Origin of the sequence: Pseudomonas sp. G5(2012), from assembly GCF_000408945.1 — a bacterium.
Lineage (GTDB): Bacteria > Pseudomonadota > Gammaproteobacteria > Pseudomonadales > Pseudomonadaceae > Aquipseudomonas > Aquipseudomonas umsongensis.
In genome coordinates this window covers 1-17,728 of the sequence record NZ_APIO01000015.1, presented here as the reverse complement: position 1 = coordinate 17,728, position 17,728 = coordinate 1, and the positions used below count along the sequence as shown (strand labels likewise).

Below are 17,728 nucleotides of genomic sequence, written 5' to 3'. Positions count from 1 at the left end.
TCTCCCGTCGATCAAGGTCACTCAACACTCGATGGCGCTGACCGCCAATCCGCCACGGGAGGTCTCTTTGTATTTGTCATGCATGTCGGCACCGGTATCGCGCATGGTGCGGATGACCCGGTCCAGCGAAATGAAATGCGTACCGTCACCGCGCAACGCCATCTGTGCGGCATTGATCGCTTTCACCGCTGCGATGGCGTTGCGCTCGATGCAGGGTACCTGCACCAGGCCACCGACAGGGTCACAGGTCAGCCCAAGGTTGTGTTCCAGACCAATTTCCGCAGCGTTTTCCACCTGCTCGGGACTGGCGCCGAGAATTTCTGCCAGGCCGGCAGCGGCCATCGCGCAAGCCGAACCGACTTCGCCCTGGCAACCCACTTCAGCCCCGGAAATCGAGGCATTGCGTTTGCACAGTATGCCCACCGCGGCAGCGGCGAGTAAGTAGTCCACGACATCGCTGTCCCTGGCCTCGGGGCAGAACTTCATGTAGTACTGCAATACCGCCGGAATAATCCCTGCCGCGCCGTTCGTGGGGGCGGTCACCATGCGCCCGCCGGCCGCGTTTTCTTCATTGACTGCCAAGGCGAACAGATTCACCCACTCCATGGCGTTCAACGTCGAACCGATGACATTCGGCTTGCCGATTTCCAGCAGGCTGCGGTGCAGACGCGCCGCGCGGCGCTTCACATTCAACCCACCGGGCAAGACGCCTTCATGCGTGAGTCCGGCATCCACGCAAGTACGCATGGCCTGCCAGATCTGGCCCAGTCCCTCGCGGATGTCTTCTTCGCTGCGCCACACCCGTTCGTTCGCCAGCATCAGTTGGGATATCCGTAGCCCATGGACATTACACTGGTTCAACAATTGCGCAGCCGTGCTGAAATCATAGGGCAGCTCGCTCTTGTCCTGGTCAAGCTCGCCAGTAGCGGCTTGCCGTTGATCAACGACAAAGCCACCGCCGATGGAGTAGTAGGTTTCGCACAACAGGGGTTGGTCATCGGCAAATGCGCTCAACGTCATGGCGTTGGGATGGTATTCCAGGTTTTCTTCCAGCAATCGCATGTCCCTCTGCCAGATAAAAGGCACACGGAACTCGCCGGCCAATAGCAGGTATTGCGTCTCGCGCAGTTCCAGCAAGCGTGGCTCGATCAGCAGCGGGTCGACCTTATCCGGCCATTCCCCCATCAACCCCATGATCACCGCTTTATCGGTGCCATGGCCGATACCCGTGGCCGATAGCGAACCATACAACCGCACTTCGATACGCTTCACTTGTGTCAGCATTTTCCGTTCGCGCAGGGCCTCGACAAACAGAGCCCCCGCACGCATTGGGCCGACGGTATGGGAACTGGAGGGGCCGACTCCAATCTTGAACAAGTCAAAAACACTGATAGCCATCGTCGATCTCCGTGCCGCTTCAGAGGTGTCAGGAATTCACCTGATTGTCGGCGTCAGGAGCCATCAAGATGTGTCAGATATCGACCCCTAAGTGCTCGTCAATACCAAATACGAGCTGGATGTGTTGCTACCAGGCGCTGAAGTGGTCCCCTTTAGTGCTTTCGCATACACCGCGCCAACCCCGGTTCAACGCTTTACTGCCACCCAGGTAAAACACATCGGCAACTGCGCCTCCTGCCCCTGGTAGCGATCATAGAGTTCTTCGCGATTGGAATGCGCATACTCCCTGAAATGGCTGATCTGCAGCCCCGCTTCGATGGCGCCGCTGAAGATCGCGCCCAAGGTGTGGACGAACCAGTAGGACGGGGCGGCCTGCTGCTCGACCTTGCCTTCGTAGACGATTGGCTGGTTCTGGACAAAGGGTTCGCGGCGAAAGTACGAACTGGCCAGGCTGTAGGGATCGGCTGCCTCGGGGTCGAACATTTCCAGGAACGGGTGGGTTTCGTAGATCACCAGGGCGCCACCGGGTTTGAGGGTTTGCGCCGCATGGCGAAAGAACTCGCCGATGTCCGGCATCCAGTTCAACACGCCGATGGTGACCAGGGCCACGTCGAAACGCCCCTGCAGTGTTTGTGGCAGGTGGTGAATGTCGGCCTCGATGAACTCAGGCCCATGGGGCGAGCGTGAAGCCAGTTCCCGCGCCTGTTCGAGAAACGCCGCGGACTGGTCGACCCCCACCACGTGTCGAGCCCCCAGGGCGAACAGCGACAGGCTTTCGCGGCCATTGTTACAGCCCAATTGCACCACGTCCTTGCCTGCGATGCCGACCTGGTTCAGCACCCCGGTCAGGGTTTCATCCAGGCACGAAAAGTCGGCCTGGGCCACCGCACTCAAGTGCGCCTGCCACTGCGGATTTTCCTTGTGGTGACGGGCAGAGTCATTCCAGGCATCGCGGTTGCTGATGATGACCTGTTCTGTTGTCGGCATTTCCATTGCACGCTCCGGCATTCGCTGTTTTATCGAGTAGCCGAGTCTAGATCATGCCTGCAAACGTCCCCATCACGGGTGTGTTGCGATTGTGTAATCCGCGCACCACCAACGCTCTCCCACCGGAACGCTATAGTTAGTACCCTTGGGGAAATGCGCGAAAACCGACACCGCAGGTGCTGCCATGAACACAACCGTACCCACGCTATTGCTTGCCCTGTGCCTGGCTGCCAGCTGTGCACAGGCGGACGACAGTGCGATGCAAACCGAAGAATCCAGCAGTGAATTCAATTACTACGGAGCGGACCAGCCCTTTGCCCATCCGGTGCCTCCGACCCTGAGCACGGTACCGCCGGGATCCTACATCCCGACTTCGCCCCAGACATTCACCCCGGTTTCCAGCCAGCACGTGTTTTCCGATTCCCGATTGCCAACGGTGGCCGATACCACCGTTCGCGTGTTCATTCGCACCTATGACGCCGAGCACGGCGTCTATGTGAACCAGGAGGTCCTCGATCCGACGTGCATGCTGGCTTGCAGGAGCAGTCAGAACCCGGCCTTGTAGCAAGGCCGTGCCTGCCCTGCGACTGCTCTTCTACCACGACCGTTTGTCCGGGCGGGCCAGGCCGAGTTTCTCGATCCGGTAACGCAGCATGTCGCGGCTCAGGCCCAACAGCCGTGCGGACTTGGTGACGTTCCAGTCGGTCTTGTCGAGCATCTTGCGCACCATGTCGCGCTCTACTTCCGGCAGGTTCATCGACTCAGTGCCATTATGGGACGCGCGCGGTTCGATCGGCGGCAACTCGTGGGTGAACATCGCCGGCTCATCCACCAGGCTCAGGCACACGTTCAACTGGTGCGCAGCAATGGTGTCGTGTTGCGCCAGCAGTACCGTCTGCTCAAGCATGTTGCGCAGTTCACGCACATTGCCCGGCCAGGTGTAGTTGAGCAGCAACTCTTCGGCCTGATCGCTGAAACGCAGGTGCGGCTTGCCGTAGCGTTTGCCATGGGTTGCCAGGAAGTGCCGGGCCAGCAGCAGGATGTCCTCGCCACGGGCATACAGGCGCGGCACCTTGATCGAAATGATGCGCAGGCGGAAGAACAGGTCGCGGCGGAACTTGCCCTGCTGGACCATTTGCTCAAGGTTGCAATTGGTCGCGCTGATCACCCGCAGGTCGACCTTGCGCTCCTTCACCGAACCCACCCGGCGGATGGTCCGGTCCTCCAGCAGTTTCAGCAATTTGGCCTGCAGTATCAGGTCCATTTCGCCAATTTCATCGAGAAACAGTGTGCCGCCATCGGCCGCTTCCACCAGCCCCAGGCGACGGTCCTTGGCATCGGTGAAGGCGCCCTTCTCGTGCCCGAATAGCTCCGACTCCACCAGGTTGGAAGGAATCGAGGCGCAGTTGAATTCGATGAACGGCCCTTTGCTGCGCGGCCCGTCGAAATGCAGCGCCCGCGCGACCAGTTCCTTGCCGGTGCCGGTCTCGCCTTCCACCAGCACCGGCGGCAAGTCGGTGTTGGCCATGCGTCGCTCAGCGTCGAGCAACTGGGCGATGGTGCCCTTGAGGTAGACCATCGGTGCCGATTCGCCAATCAAGGCCTGCACCCCGGATTTCTGTGCTTCACGCTCCTGATAGAACGACAGGGTGCGCTCCATCCGGTCGGTGGCCAGGGCCTTGTCCAGCAGCAGCTTGAGCTCCGGCAAGGCCACCGGTTTGGTGACGTAGTGGAACGCGCCCTCTTTCATCGCCACCACGGCGTCTTCGACGTTACCGTAGCCGGTCATCATGATCACTTTCAGATCCGGCGCGCTGATGCGCAGCTTCTGGATCAGGTCGTGACCATTCATGCCCGGCAACGAGTTGTCGGTCAGCACGACATCCGGAACGAAGGTACTCAACTGCGACAGTGCGTCTTCGGCCGAGTGGCAGACGGTCACTTCGAAGTTCTTACGCTCCAGGTAGGTCTGGATATTCTCGGCGAGCAGCTCATCATCCTCGACCAGCAGTATGCTGTGCTCCATATTCCCCTCCCGTTGCCACTTTGAAATTGAGACACACGCGGGTTCCTTCCTGCTCTTGGCTGGTCAACTCGACCGAGCCTTCGAATCGCTCCATTATTCTTTTGACCAGCGCAAGGCCCACGCCCAACCCCCCCTGTTTGGTGGTGAAGAACGGTTTGAAGACCATTTGCTGTTGCTGTTTGGTCATGCCCTTGCCAGTGTCGTTGAGCATCATGCGCACCTCACCGGGTGCCGGTGTTTCAACGTCGATACTCAATACGCCGCCCTTGGGCATGGCTTCCAGGGCGTTGGCGAACAGACTATTGAGAATCTGCGTGAGCAACACCTGCTGGCTGACGACCGGTGGAACCGTCATGGGCGTGAAGCGCACCTCGACGTTCGAACGCTGGATCTGCGGGGCGTAGGCGCTCAAGGTGTCGTCAATCGCGAGCACCAGGTCGACGGTTTCATGGTCGTCGTTAACCGGGCGCAAAGACACCAGTAACTCACGGACCCAGCGCGACATGCGATCGACCTGGCTGATGATGTCGCCGATGTTCTTCTGCGCGGTCTGGCTGGCGATTTCCTGGGCCAGCTCGGCGCTGGAGCGAATGTTCGCCAGCGGATTGCGCAGGCTATGGGCGACCGCCGAGGACATTTCCCCCAGGGCGACGAAGGTTTCGTTGGCCACCAGTTGTTTCTGCTGGCTGTGCAACAGCAGGGCCGCACGCCGCACGATCCAGAACAATCCCAGGTAGATGACCGCTCCGCCGAGCAGGGTGGTCAGCCAGATCGCCTTGAAGCCGCGCTGGATGCGCTCTACCAGGTCCACCGGCTCCTTGTAGATCTCGACCATGGCAATCACTTTGCTTTTGTCGGCGTTGAACATCGGAATGTAGTTCTCGACGAACAGGTATTGCGGTTCATGCAGCAGTCGTTGCTCGGGGCGCTCCTCGTCGATCTCATGGTAGCTGGTGGACACCGCTGCCTTCATTTCAAAGGACTCGTCGAGTTCCTCGTCGTTGTCGATGCGCACCCCGATCAGCTCGGGGTTGGTCGACCAGACCACGGTGCGGTCCAGGGCGTAAACCGTGGCCAGGAGGATGTCTGGCAGGTGTTCGACATGATCGAGGAACTCGATACGGGCAGCCGCGCGAGCGCCCGGATCGACGTCGGGATAGGCCGCGTCAGCGCGTGGGTCAAGCATTTCGCCCATGGTTCGGTTCGGCGAAATCGAGGCGTGGCGAATTTCGGCCGCGCCAATGGCTTGCACGAATTGTGCGGTCAGCATGGAGTCACGCTCGATGCTCTCCTCGACCACAAAGCGCGTGGAAATGTAGCCCAGCCCCAAGGCCACGCCGGCAATGATGAAAAAACTCGCCAGGGAAAACCAGCGCACCAGGTTGAATGGCGATCGCCAATCCTTGCCCTCTGTCGCCGACGTAACCGGCGCAGGTACTTGTGGTGATTCCAGTATCTGCATGGGAGGTCCCGGTTGCTTGAATCAAGCGTTTTCCAGCCGCATTCCCGATCAGTGTAGGTGGCATTGACCGTCACTGGCTGCCCAATAAAACTATTTCGCCACTACTGCACCCGCGCCTTGTCGGGTACCGCGATTGCTTGTTGATGTTGCGGTTCCTCGGCACCGACAGTCAGCGGTGTGAGCAACGGCTGCTGGCGGTCGGTTTCTGCCTGCAGGAACTCGATGATCGACTGTACCGAGCGCTCATCCAGGCGCAGGTTGGGCATCGGGATCTTGTCGAAGCGCTCGAACAACGCCGTGGCAATCGGGTCTTTCTCGGCCAGCATGCGGTCGGGCTCGCGAATCCAGCGGTTCAGCCAGGCGGGATCGCGCTGGCGCGTCACGCCAACCAGATCCGGACCGATGCTGCGCATGCCGATGCCCTGCCCGTCCATCGGACCGAGGCTGTGGCACGAGGCGCAACGGGTGCGGAACAATTCTTCGCCGTTACTCGGCGGGCGGATTTCGGGGGCATTGGCGTAGTTTTCGCCAACGCTCGGCTGTTTCCAGTTATGCAAGGTGTTGGCCAATTGGTCGGCCAGGATCCAGGGGTTCTCGAAGGGTGAGGCTTTCATCCAGCGACCGGTTTGCTGGTTGCCGACAATCAGGCTCAGGTTGTGGTCCTTGGTGCGGCCGTTGTCGACGCCTTCGATGAACAACCCGAGCTTTTGCCGCAACTCGGTGACGTCGGCGAACTCCCCGGTAAGAAACTGCCAGCCTGGCCCCACCTGAAAACGTTGCGCGTAGGCCTTGAGCACGGCGGGTGTATCGCTCAAGGGGTCGATGCTGATGGAGTAGAAGAAGATGTCCTTGCCGACCCGGTCGCCGAGCAGCTTCTGCACCTGGCGCAGGCGCGCGGTTTCCAGCGGGCAAGAGTCGCTGCACGAGGTGAAGATGAAATTGATCACCACCACCTTGCCCTTGATCAGGTCATCGAAAAAATGCACCTGCCGACCGTCCTGGTCGGTCAACAAGGTGTTGGGGAAATAGTCCCCACCCCATGGGGTGGCTGGTTCGGCAACAGCAGCAGAGGCAGGGGAAACCGGAGCGAGTGTCGACGGTACCGGATTGGCGACCAGCAGCCGGCTGGCCAGCAAGCCAGTGACCAATATCAGCACCAGGTGCATGCCCAGGGCTTGCGCACGTGCGGTAGGCAACTTCATGTCGACACCCTCGCGGTTCATGGTTTGACCGTCACTTTTGGACCGAAGCCGTCGCCAGTGCGGAAGGTTGGCAGCGCGGCGGAGTTCACGTAGCGCACACCGTCCCAGCTTGGCAGCGGCGTTGGCATCAACTGCAATTGCCCCGGCTTCTCAAGGTCCCAACGCAGCAGCATGGAGTTGTCCTCGTGCTGGGTGTTGTGACAGTGCTCCATGTAGGTCCCGGCGAATTCACGGAAGTTGATCGCCATCTCGACGCTGTCCAGCCCATCCTTTTCCGAGCCGATGCGATACACGTCCTTGCGTGCCCATTTTTCCCATTCCGGTGGCGCCTTGCCGCCGCGGCTGAGGATGATCCCCTCCTCGAAGTGCACATGCACCGGGTGGCTCCAGCCCGTGCCGCCGGCCTTGATGTTCCACACTTCCAGGGTGCCATAGCCCGCGACCCCGGCATCGGTCGGACCGCTGGCCAACTGCGCCGAGGCGTTCAGGCGCCGAGGGTCCATGTGGAAACCGAAGCCGCCATCGGTCTTGACCGTCCAGGGCGCTTCATCGGTGCCGTCGGAGCGGCCGAAGGTGAAGGTGCGATGGCGGGCCTTGGCCAGCAACGCCTTGTCGGTGGCGTTGTCGCGATGAATCTTCAGCGGGATCATCACCAGGCCTTCAGCCTTGCCCGGTTTGGCCGGTTCGTAGGCGGCCGGGTCCATGGCCAGGTCCTGGCCGGTGTACGGCTTGACGTTGAGTTGCAACACCTTGCCCACCGCCGGGTCACCCTTGTCCCACATCGGCCCTTTGCTGGTTTGCTTGATCACCGCCTTGTAGTTTTCGGAGAGCGCGTCCGCCAGCGACACCGGTTCTTTCGGACCCTTGCCATCGTCATGCACCAGCAAGTTGACGAAGAACAGCTTGTCCCCGGGCTTGATGCCGTTCTTCGCGAAGTTGACGATGATGTCGAAGCGCTCGGCAATGCCCTGGGTTGGCAGGATGGCGTTGTGGTTCTGTTTGTCGCCGTCGGCGTCGAGGTCCATGCTGCCGTCGAATGGCACGCTGTGCTCCATGATGTTGCCGTCGTTGGCAATCATGTGGAACGGCACGCGGGCATAGGACACACCCGAACCCTTGGGCCCCTGGAACTCGCCGCCGGTGCCTTTGATTTCACGCACCAGCGCCAGTTTGAAGTAGCGCGACACCGAGCCATTGAGCATACGGAAGCGATAGCTGCGGGCGCGTACATCCAGGGTCGGTTTCCACTGCCAGTTGACCAGCACCTGGTCACCGAGGAAGCCATCGGTGTTGAAGGGGTTGAACCACAGCTGGCCATTGGCGTCCCAGGCCTTGTCGGCGAACACCAGGTTCACGTCATAGTCACGGTTGCCCCAAGGCAAGGCGCTGCCGCTGGGGAAACGCAGGTTGACGCCGTCGTTCACCGACTCGTTGCCACGGTCCAGGGCGCTGTAGTAGTTCATCATCGCCGCGTTGCCCTTGTAGACGTTCTGCGCGGTGAAATCGAGCATGTGGTCGTGGAACCAGTGGGTGCTCATGGTTTCGCGCCAGTCGCCACGGATCTTGATCGTGCCGTTCTCGCAGGTCTTGCGGCCCGGGCTCATGTCATTGGTCCACAGGGTTTCGCCCGGCGAGCAAGGGAACGCCGCGCGCGGGTCATGGGCGTCGGTGTTGATGCTGTCGTAACCGGCCAACTGGATCGGCCAGCGATAGTCGTAGTACTGCCCGGGGAAGAAAAACGCGTTGGCATAACCGTCGCTTTCCGCTGGCGCGTGGCCGTTGTGTTCGTGGGTGCTGATGGTGTGCAAGCCAAAGCCCATGTTGGCCGACGGATCGATCGGCAAGCCGTTGTAGTGGCGCATCAGCAACGGTTGGCCATAGCGCACCATCAGCAGTTTGGGCGGCAGCGTGCCGTCGAAGGTCCAGACCGAGTTGTGGTTCTGCACCGGCATGTTGGGGTGAAAGCGTGTATCGACACCCTTGGCCGTACCGTCCGTGGCCGGTACGCCGGCGACGTTGTGGTACAGGCCACCGGGGCCGAACTCGCCCACGGCGTAGCCGTGCATCTGCCGGGCGTCACGCAAGCCACCGTTGATCCGCGCGCCGGTCTGCACGGTCTTGTAGGCGTTTTGCGGATAGAACTCATTCCAGCGCTGATGTGACCAGCCCTTTCCTGGCGGACGACCTTCAGCGGATGAGCCAATACGGCGATTGAGGAAGTATTCGATCTGCGCCTGCCACGGGTTGCGATCCACCACGTTGGCGTACTGGCTGGGGAACGGGGTCAATCCTGGTTGCCGCAGGAAGGCATCAAGCGCAGGTCCCGGTGGTGCGCTGCGGGCCGCGCTGCTGGGGTCTTGCGCCGGTAACGGGCCGATGGCCGCCGCTGGAAACGGCAAGGGTGCCGCCGGTGTGGTGGGGTCGAGTTTTTCCGGGCCGAATTCTTCGAACAACAACAGTTGCTGGGTGAACGGCTGGGCGTTGAACAGCGGGCTCGGCTTACCGTTGGTGGGGTAGTTGAAACTGGTCTGCATGGCAGGCGGCAGGACGTTTTCCACCCGTTCGGTATCGCGTGAGCCCTTGACCCCGTCGGGCAGATCGAAGGCATCCTCGTTGGCATCGGGCATGGTCAGGATGGCGTTCAACGCCCCTGCCCGGTCTTCCGGTTCATCGTAATAGGCAGAGGGATCAGTCGGCTCCGGCTGTCGCTCATCGTCTATGGGGCTGGCACGCAAGGTCCCTGTGCTGAGTGTCATCGCCAAGGCGACGCTCAATGGCGTCAACAGACCAAACCATTTCAAGGGGTGCCGCGCTTTTGTGTCCATCACCAGCCGCCTCGTATAAATGAAGGGGGTGATGGGGGTTTTGCAAGGAGTCGGCCAAATTTGTAACTGCTTTATACAAAGGTATTAACACTCAGCAAAACAATGGCTTATCAACATCAATGTGCCATGACCGAAATAAACGACTGGGGAATGGCACCCGCTACCGGGGAAAGTTCCCACCCAATTTCAGGGGACCCGTTTGAAAGTCAGGCTGACGTGGGTGCCCTCGCCCTCACGACTTTCAAGGGCCACCGCCCCGCCAAAGCGCTCCATGATGCGCTTGACCAACACCAGCCCGACACCGAGCCCGCCGCGCTTGGTTGTGAAAAACGGCCGGAACGCCATGAGGCGTTGCTCCTCGGTCATGCCTTTGCCCGTATCGCTGACCACCACGCGAACACGCTGGGCATCGAGGGGCGCCAGGGTGATGGCCAAGGTACCGCCTTCGTCCATGGCCTCCAGCGCATTGGCCAACAAACTGTTGAGGATTTGCGTCAGCTGCACCTGCTGGCTCAGCACCATGGGCGTGCCTTTGGGTTCGAACAGCACATTGACCCGCCCCTTGATGATCTGCTGCTCGAAAGCCATCAGGCTGTCGTGCAGCGCCGCCACCAGGTTGACCGGCTCGACGTCGTCATTGAGCGGACGTAGCGATTGCAGCAACTCCCGTACCCACTTCGACATGCGATCGACTTGGCCGATGATGTCGTTGATGTTCTTGTGCGCCGGGCCACTGTCGAACTCCAGTGCCAGTTCGGCGCTTGAGCGAATGGTTGCCAGGGGGTTACGCAAGCTGTGGGCAACGGCCGACGACATCTCGCCCAGGGCGACGAAGGTTTCGTTGACGATCAGTTGCTTCTGTTGCGTGGCCAGCAGGATCGCCGCCCGCCGCACGATCCAGTACAACCCCAGGTAAATCAAGCCGCCGCCCAGGGCCGTGGCCATCCATATCAGCACGAGGCCACGTTCCATCCGGCTGATCAGATCCTTGGGCTCCTTGTAGATCTCGACCATCGCCGTGACGTTCTTGCCATCGGCATCGAACAGCGGAATGTAGTTTTCAATGAAGATGTATTCCGGCGGCGTGACGAACTTTTGTTCCATGCGAGCCTGGTCGACATCGTGATAGCTGGCCGACACGGGCGTCTTCAATGCAAAGGCCTGGTCGAGGTCTTCGTCGGCGTGAATCGTAGTGCCCATCAGGGCCGGGTTGGTCGACCAGATGATCATGCGGTCGGGGGCATAGATGTTGGCCAGGATCACATCCGGCAAATGTTCGATGTGGTCGAGGAATTCGCCCCGGGCGTTGGCGCGGGCCATCGGGTCGACGTCGGGAAAGTCGCGGTCCTTGCGCGGGTCGAGCAGCTCGCCCATGGTCCGCACATTGGGGATCGACACATGGCGCACCTCGGCCGAGGCAATCGCCTGGATGAATTGCGACGTCAACAGGGCATCGCGCTGCACGCTTTCGGTAATCACGAACTTGGTCGACACCGAACCCAACGCCACCGCCACCGTGCCGATCACCGCCATGCTGATGAGCGAAAACCAGCGCAGCAGATTGAACGGCTGTTTGCGCGAGTTCAAGCGAATTTCGCCCTGGTCGGACGCCAGTGTCTTTGCAAGCGTGGTCATGGATAGTGTTCCCGCGAACCCCCTATAGGTTTATAGCGCACCGCTAGCCGTTTGCCCGTCATCGGGGCCATTCCTTCCCCATCCCCCCACTCCCCCTCTGCCCCGATCTACCCCCAATACTGGGGAAAGAGGCCCGCCCGATCATTCACCGCTCGATCGACGAGCGCAGCGCAAACGCCTGTGTACCGGGGCCCTGGCCGACATTTTCGGGGGTTGGCATGGGAGTTGCCGAAGAGCTCACAACTGACCCATATCCCAAGGGGCAGGTACTCTGATAGAGGGAATACTCATGCACCCTTTACTGTCCAAAACCGCGATCGCCCTGATCGTGAGTGCTCTGGCCCAAGGCGCTGCCCAGGCCGCGCTGTTTGCTGTAGATCCTGGCCCCTACCTGCCAGACAATGGTGGCTTCGCCTCCTGGTATCAGGACAGCCATGGCCGGACACTCGATTTGTGTCTATCAAAAGCTGTCAGTTCCAGGGTTCCAAGCGCTCCCGGCGCACCGACCTACATGTGCAACCTGCTGCCGGCTCCCGGCGTTTTCGACGACACGCAGCCGGTGGTTTTCCCGACCAACTTTCCCGATGAAGCGTTCTGGTTCACCGGCGACGGCGCCATCGTCGACGCGGCCCGGGGCATCGACCTGGGGTATGTCAGCGCCGTCGAAGCAGCCTTCGCCGCCGAAGAACCCAAAGAGGGTGACCAGGTCAGTTTCGCCCGTATTCGTATCCGGGTCGACGTGCCCACAGCCGGCACCTATGTTATCACCCACCCCTACGGGGTTGATGTGTTCAACGTCGACACCCCCGGGCGTCGCGCAATCAACATGACCCGCGACATCGGCATCGGCTCGCCGAAAACCTACGACGGCGCACTCAAGGGCGACATCGGACCGTTCCTGCGCAGCGTCAACGGTCCCTACACCGAAACCAACCCGGTCACCGGTCAAGCCGAGCAGTTCGTGGGTGATCCGAACCTGTCGGAAGCCTTCACCGGCAGCCCGTTCAACACCAACTACATCCGCATCGAAGGGCCTAACGGACTGGACTTGCGCACGACGGTGATGGCCATTTCCGGCAAGTTGTCGACGGTGGTCCGGCCCACTCCGATGATCTCCGAGCGCAGCACTTATTCGCGCAAAGCCGGGGAAAGCGCACCGGTTGCACAGCAGGATGTATTCGTGATGGCCCCGCCGCCACCGGCCACCGTGACCCTGGACAGCAATAGCCCGGTGTTGAACCTGACCGAGGCCGACACCACCGGCCACTGGTACGCGCAATCCTCCACAAACCCGACCTTGCCGAGCAGCTTGCAGGTGACCGCCGACAACCACCTGGCCATCCCCAGCAGCACGCCGACCACCCTGTCCATGCCGTTAACCGACCTGGTGGTGATTTCGCAGGCCCAGTACAGCCTCAACAGCGGGCAACTCACCATCGTGGCCTCGACCAGCGATGAAACCTCGCCCCCCGTACTCACCGCCACTTCCGGAACCGGTGCCGCCATCGGCGCCCTGAGCGGCGATGGCGCCGAGAAAATCCTGTCGACCGGCATCACGCCGATTCCACCGGCCAAGGTTACGGTGACGTCATCCAATGGCGGCACTGACACCGAAGAAGTGGTCATCGTGCAATGAACGCTCTCATGCCCAGATCCGCATCAGGAGGCATCATGAACAAGTGGCCACGCTTCGCGCTCAACGCGCTCGGGCTGACTCTTTCGCTGTCCGGCAGTGCGTTCGCGCAACTCGCTGCCGTCGACCCCGGCCCCTACACCTTTGCCACGGGGAAATTCCCCTTGTGGTATCAGGACAACAATCTGCTGTCGATGGAACTGTGCCAGTCCCGCGCCGTGAGTTCGCGGGTACCGAGCACGCCTGGCGCACCCTCCTACATGTGCATCCTGCTGCCAGAACCGGGAATCTTTGACGACACCCTGCCGATGGTATTTCCGGATAACTGGCCACCGGAAGCGTTCTGGTTCCTCGCCGAGACGGCCATCCCCGACAACGCCGCAGGCTACGGCGTGGATGCCTACGTGGCCGGGATCGAAGCGGCATTCGCTTCGGAAAACCCTGTCGACGGCGACCAGGCAAGCTTCGCGCGGATTCGTATCCGGGTGAACATCCCCATCGCCGGGACCTACACCATCACCCACCCGTACGGCGTGGAAGTCGTCAACGTGACCGCTCCGGGCCGTCGTGCGATCAACATCACCAGAGATATCGGCATCGGCGCACCCGGTAATTTCTCTGGCGCAGTCAATGGTGACATCGGGCCGTTCCTGCGCAGCGTCAACGGTCCCTACACCGAAGTGAATCCGGACACCGGCGCCATCGAGACCTACGTCGGCGACCCGAATCTCACCGAAGCAGTCACCGGCAGCCCCAACAACACCAACTTCCTGCGTATCCAGGGCCCGGCGGGGACCATTGAGACCAGCCTGTTCAACCTGTCGGGCAAAGTCCTCGACAACCGGGCGCAAACCCCTGTGGAGGTCAGCCGCGCCACGTATCGCCGCACCTCATCGGGTCCAGGCACTAGCAGTACCCGGGTAGAAGTCTTCGGCAAGTCGGTCAACGGCTCGAGCCTGTGCTTCCGCGAAACCGTGGCCCTGGTTCCGGGACCACCGCAGACACCGTGCCTAACCAGCATGCTCGGCGACAACACCGGTCTGTTCTTCGGTCACCGCCTGACGGGTACCGCCGTGCCTCCCGTCGTAGTGCTCACCGCTACCGACCCGACTGGTGCCACCCGGCCTACGGCAGTATCGAGCAAAGTCAGCGACGTGGTGAAAGTCCAGACCGCGCGCTACAGCTGGGACAATCACAGCCTGCTGATCGCGGCCACTTCGTCTGACGAAGTGGTGATACCGGACATGGTTGCCCAAGGCTACGGACGGTTGACCAAGTCCGGCACCCTGCAAACCTTGACGGTTGCCGACCTGCCGCAGCCACCGGCCACCGTCACAATCAAATCCGCCTCCGGCGGCAGTGACACCGAGCCAGTGGTCGTCGTTGGCACTGCACCAGACACCGGCGAGAACAAGGCGCCGATTGCTGTCGCTGACAGCGGCAGCACCAGCTTCGGGATCCCGATCACCCTCAGCCTGCTGACTAACGACAGCGACCCGGACGGCAACACACCGCTGAGCATCACCGAGCTGACCCAACCGGCCACCGGCCAGGGCACCGTGACGATGAGTGGAACCACCGCCGTCGTCTATACGCCGCCAGCCGTGGTGACCGTGCCGCTGACCACAACCTTCACCTACAAGGCGCAAGACATCAAAGGCCTGGCCTCGACCGCTGCGGCGACCGTCACCATCACCGTGGCGCCTAACCAGCCGCCAACGGCCGTCGCTGACGCTGCCGCGACCCTGGGTGTGTCGATACCGATCAACGTGCTGGCCAACGACACCGATCCAGAAGGCAACGTTCCGCTTGCAGTCGCCAGCTTCACTCAACCTCCGACCGGTCGCGGCAGCGTCACCAGTAACGGTACGGTCCTGACCTACAACCCACCGGCCACCGTCACCACGGCCTTCACCACGACCTTCAACTACTTCGCCCGGGACAGCTTCGGTGCTGTGTCGACGGCGCCGGCCACGGTCACGGTGCAAGTCTCGCCACGGCCTGCTGCGGAAACCTTCGCGGTGACAGCGGCCACGGTGACAGCCCGTTCCAACAACCGCTTCAACTGGGACTTCACAGGGACGTCATCGGTGACCACCGGCAATACCATCACCGTCCAGGTGACCACGCCAACCGGGCTGGTGACGCTCGGTAGCACCACGGTGCCGCTGACCGGACGCTGGAGGCTGACAGTGAGCAACAGCACCACGGTGATTCCGTCGGCCAACCCGACCGCCACCATCACCTCGTCCCAAGGCACCGTGCGCACGGTGCAGGTGATCTCGAACTGAGTCCGTGCCCCATCGACTCGCTGAGTTGATGGGGCAGGCCTCCAGCAAAAGGAGCATGCAATGAAAACGTCGACCGCCGCCCTGCTCTGCCTGCTTCTGCTCTGCAGCAGCGCGGGCGTGCGCGCCGACGACTTGATGGAAAACGACGACATTGCACCCGGCGTCGACCTCGGCGAGCTGCCACCACCGGTGGGCCAGCAAGCCCTGATCGACCAGAACGGCCAGGCCAACGTCGCGCTGTTGCAACAGAACGGCCAGTCGCTGCTCGGCCAGATCGTGCAGTCGGGCAGCAATCAGGAAGCCTACATCCTGCAACAAGGCAGCGACCTGATGGCCTTGATCAACCAGCAAGGTTCCGGCAACGCCGCGTCCATCACCCAAACCGGCAGCCACAACCGCGCGCAGATATCCCAGAACGGCAATAACAACGACGCCAGCATTGTCCAGGCCGGCACGGGGCAGCAAAGCGCTGTGACCCAAGCAGGAAATGGAATGAGCGTATCGGTCACTCAATATCGCTAAAGCACTGCACCTTTTGGAGGTTTCATCATGTTCAAATTGACGCCCCTCACCGCCGCCATCCTGGTCATAGTCAGTGCTCAAGCATTGGCCAATGACAGCGTGTCGACCCAGAACCAGTTCGGTGACACCAACATCGCCAATGTAACGCAGACGGCGGCACCGCTAAGCACCGCCACCCAGAACCAGTCCGGCACCGGCAACGACGCGGCTTCCGTACAGGACAACGCCACCAGCACCATCGAGCAGAACCAGAGCGGCAACTACAACGCCGGCTACGCCGAGCAACTGTTCGAAAACAACAGCAGCATCATCCAGAACCAGAGCGGTGACACCAACATCAGCCACGCCAGCCAGTCGATCGGGGTCGGCGGTGGCCAGGTCCTGCAACAACAGGAAGGCACCGGTAACTTCTCGTTCATCTACCAGGACAGCCAGGAAAACACCACCGGCAAAACCTACCAGTACGGCGACAGCAACGAAGCCAACATCGAACAGATCCAGGTGGGCACGGCCAACAACGCGGTGATCATCCAGTACGGCACCGCCAACTACGCCACCGCCGAACAGATCAACCACATGAACGGCCAGATCGATATCAACCAGTCCGGTGGCACCAACTATGCCTATGGTGATCAGCGCAATGGCGAAGGCGGTAACCTGACCATCAACCAGTATGGCGACGGCAACGGCAGCGAAGTCTGGCAGGACACCCAGGTCGCCAGCAAAACCACCATCGACCAGAACGGCCAGACCAACGAAGCCATCGTCGACCAGAGCTTCGGCGACCACAACGTTGCCCAGGTGATTCAGGTCGGTGATCTCAACGCAATCTATGCCGACCAGTTCGAGTCCATGGGCTCGACCGTGACTCTCAATCAACAGGGCATCGGCAACATCCACTTCACCTACCAGACCGGCACCGACCATGTGCTCAACGCCACATCCACGGGTAACGACAACAAGGTCTACGCCAGCAACTGGAAAGGCCCGGCCACGCAAATGGGCGGCCAGTTCGGCAACAACCAACGCGCCACCGTCAACCAGAACGGCAACGGCAACGTCGCCAACTTCACCCAGAAAAACACCGGCCACATCATGACCACCAACCAGACCGGCTACGGCAACAAAACCACGGTCACCCAAGCCGATTCCTACAACGAGCTGTACTTCGACCAGAACGGCACCGACAACATCCTCATCGCCGACCAGCGCGGCACCAACAACCTGGCCCAGGGCAGCAGCACCGGCACCCACAACACCACCGACGTCAACCAGGAAGGCAGCGGCAACCAGGCGTTCACCACGCAGCTGTATGGCGAAGACAACATGATCACCATCAAGCAGACCGATACCATGAACGTCGCCTATGTGACCCAGGGCGGGACTGGCAACATTGCCAATGTCGACCAGAGTGGCATGACCCAGATGGCGAACGTGCAGCAGTTTGGTTCGGCTAACAGTGCGACTGTGTTGCAGAAGTAACTGCATGGGGTGAAAAACCGCGGCTCTTGAGGGAGGGTCGCGGTTTTTTTGTGGCTACAGACAGGCGTTCACACCTTCTTTTTTTGGACGTCACAATCTTGTAGGAGCCAGGCTTGCCGACGATGGCGGCCTCAAGCCGACCAATCGCTCGCGGCTATACCCGATCTACTGTGGGAGCTGGCCTGCCGGCGATGGCGGCCTGACAGCCGACCTATTATCTATTGACTGAGTACATATCCATTCCCGCGGTAACGGCCACTTAGGG

At 61.0% G+C, this 17,728-nt stretch carries 12 protein-coding genes; 5 read left to right on the top strand and 7 right to left on the bottom strand.

What is annotated here, in order from left to right:
• Window positions 1–21: 21 nt before the first annotated feature.
• Window positions 22–1,398, bottom strand: coding sequence for an L-serine ammonia-lyase (locus PG5_RS06195; protein WP_020796244.1), 1,377 nt, complete (start codon window positions 1,396–1,398; stop codon window positions 22–24).
• Between the two features lie 186 nt (window positions 1,399–1,584).
• Complete coding sequence (locus tag PG5_RS06190) at window positions 1,585–2,391, bottom strand: bifunctional 2-polyprenyl-6-hydroxyphenol methylase/3-demethylubiquinol 3-O-methyltransferase UbiG (RefSeq protein ID WP_020796243.1); 807 nt, start codon at window positions 2,389–2,391, stop codon at window positions 1,585–1,587.
• A gap of 178 nt (window positions 2,392–2,569) precedes the next feature.
• On the opposite strand from PG5_RS06190, the gene PG5_RS06185 reads away from it, so the two are divergent.
• Window positions 2,570–2,950: a hypothetical protein gene (locus tag PG5_RS06185; protein ID WP_020796242.1), complete on the top strand. Its 381-nt coding sequence runs from the start codon at window positions 2,570–2,572 to the stop codon at window positions 2,948–2,950.
• A 30-nt stretch (window positions 2,951–2,980) separates the two neighbouring features.
• Here the strand turns inward: PG5_RS06185 and PG5_RS06180 are convergent, their stop codons facing one another.
• The 5 genes from PG5_RS06180 to PG5_RS06160 all read right to left on the bottom strand — a co-directional run bounded on the left by PG5_RS06180 (window position 2,981) and on the right by PG5_RS06160 (window position 11,535).
• Window positions 2,981–4,411: a sigma-54 dependent transcriptional regulator gene (locus PG5_RS06180; protein ID WP_020796241.1), complete on the bottom strand. Its 1,431-nt coding sequence runs from the start codon at window positions 4,409–4,411 to the stop codon at window positions 2,981–2,983.
• On the bottom strand, window positions 4,380–5,873 hold the full coding sequence (locus PG5_RS06175) for a sensor histidine kinase (protein ID WP_020796240.1): 1,494 nt from the start codon (window positions 5,871–5,873) through the stop codon (window positions 4,380–4,382). Before PG5_RS06175 ends, PG5_RS06180 begins: the two co-directional genes overlap by 32 nt.
• Before the next feature lie 101 nt (window positions 5,874–5,974).
• Window positions 5,975–7,075: an SCO family protein gene (locus PG5_RS06170; protein WP_256228126.1), complete on the bottom strand. Its 1,101-nt coding sequence runs from the start codon at window positions 7,073–7,075 to the stop codon at window positions 5,975–5,977.
• A 17-nt stretch (window positions 7,076–7,092) separates the two neighbouring features.
• Window positions 7,093–9,900, bottom strand: a complete 2,808-nt coding sequence (locus PG5_RS06165; RefSeq protein WP_020796238.1) for a multicopper oxidase domain-containing protein — start codon at window positions 9,898–9,900, stop codon at window positions 7,093–7,095.
• 186 nt (window positions 9,901–10,086) lie between these two features.
• Window positions 10,087–11,535, bottom strand: coding sequence for a sensor histidine kinase (locus PG5_RS06160; protein WP_020796237.1), 1,449 nt, complete (start codon window positions 11,533–11,535; stop codon window positions 10,087–10,089).
• A gap of 289 nt (window positions 11,536–11,824) precedes the next feature.
• Here PG5_RS06160 and PG5_RS06155 point away from each other — a divergent pair, with 289 nt between their 5' ends.
• From PG5_RS06155 to PG5_RS06140, 4 genes are read left to right on the top strand one after another with little or no spacing between them, the layout of a single operon-like run.
• Window positions 11,825–13,171, top strand: coding sequence for a hypothetical protein (locus tag PG5_RS06155; protein ID WP_020796236.1), 1,347 nt, complete (start codon window positions 11,825–11,827; stop codon window positions 13,169–13,171).
• A gap of 35 nt (window positions 13,172–13,206) precedes the next feature.
• On the top strand, window positions 13,207–15,459 hold the full coding sequence (locus PG5_RS06150; RefSeq protein WP_020796235.1) for an Ig-like domain-containing protein: 2,253 nt from the start codon (window positions 13,207–13,209) through the stop codon (window positions 15,457–15,459).
• Between the two features lie 60 nt (window positions 15,460–15,519).
• Window positions 15,520–15,981 carry a hypothetical protein gene (locus PG5_RS06145; protein WP_020796234.1) on the top strand — a complete coding sequence of 154 codons (462 nt, stop codon included), beginning with the start codon at window positions 15,520–15,522 and terminating at the stop codon, window positions 15,979–15,981.
• 27 nt (window positions 15,982–16,008) lie between these two features.
• The gene (locus PG5_RS06140) at window positions 16,009–17,463 is read left to right on the top strand and encodes a hypothetical protein (protein ID WP_020796233.1); all 1,455 of its coding nucleotides are present in this window, start codon (window positions 16,009–16,011) and stop codon (window positions 17,461–17,463) included.
• Window positions 17,464–17,728: the final 265 nt, after the last annotated feature.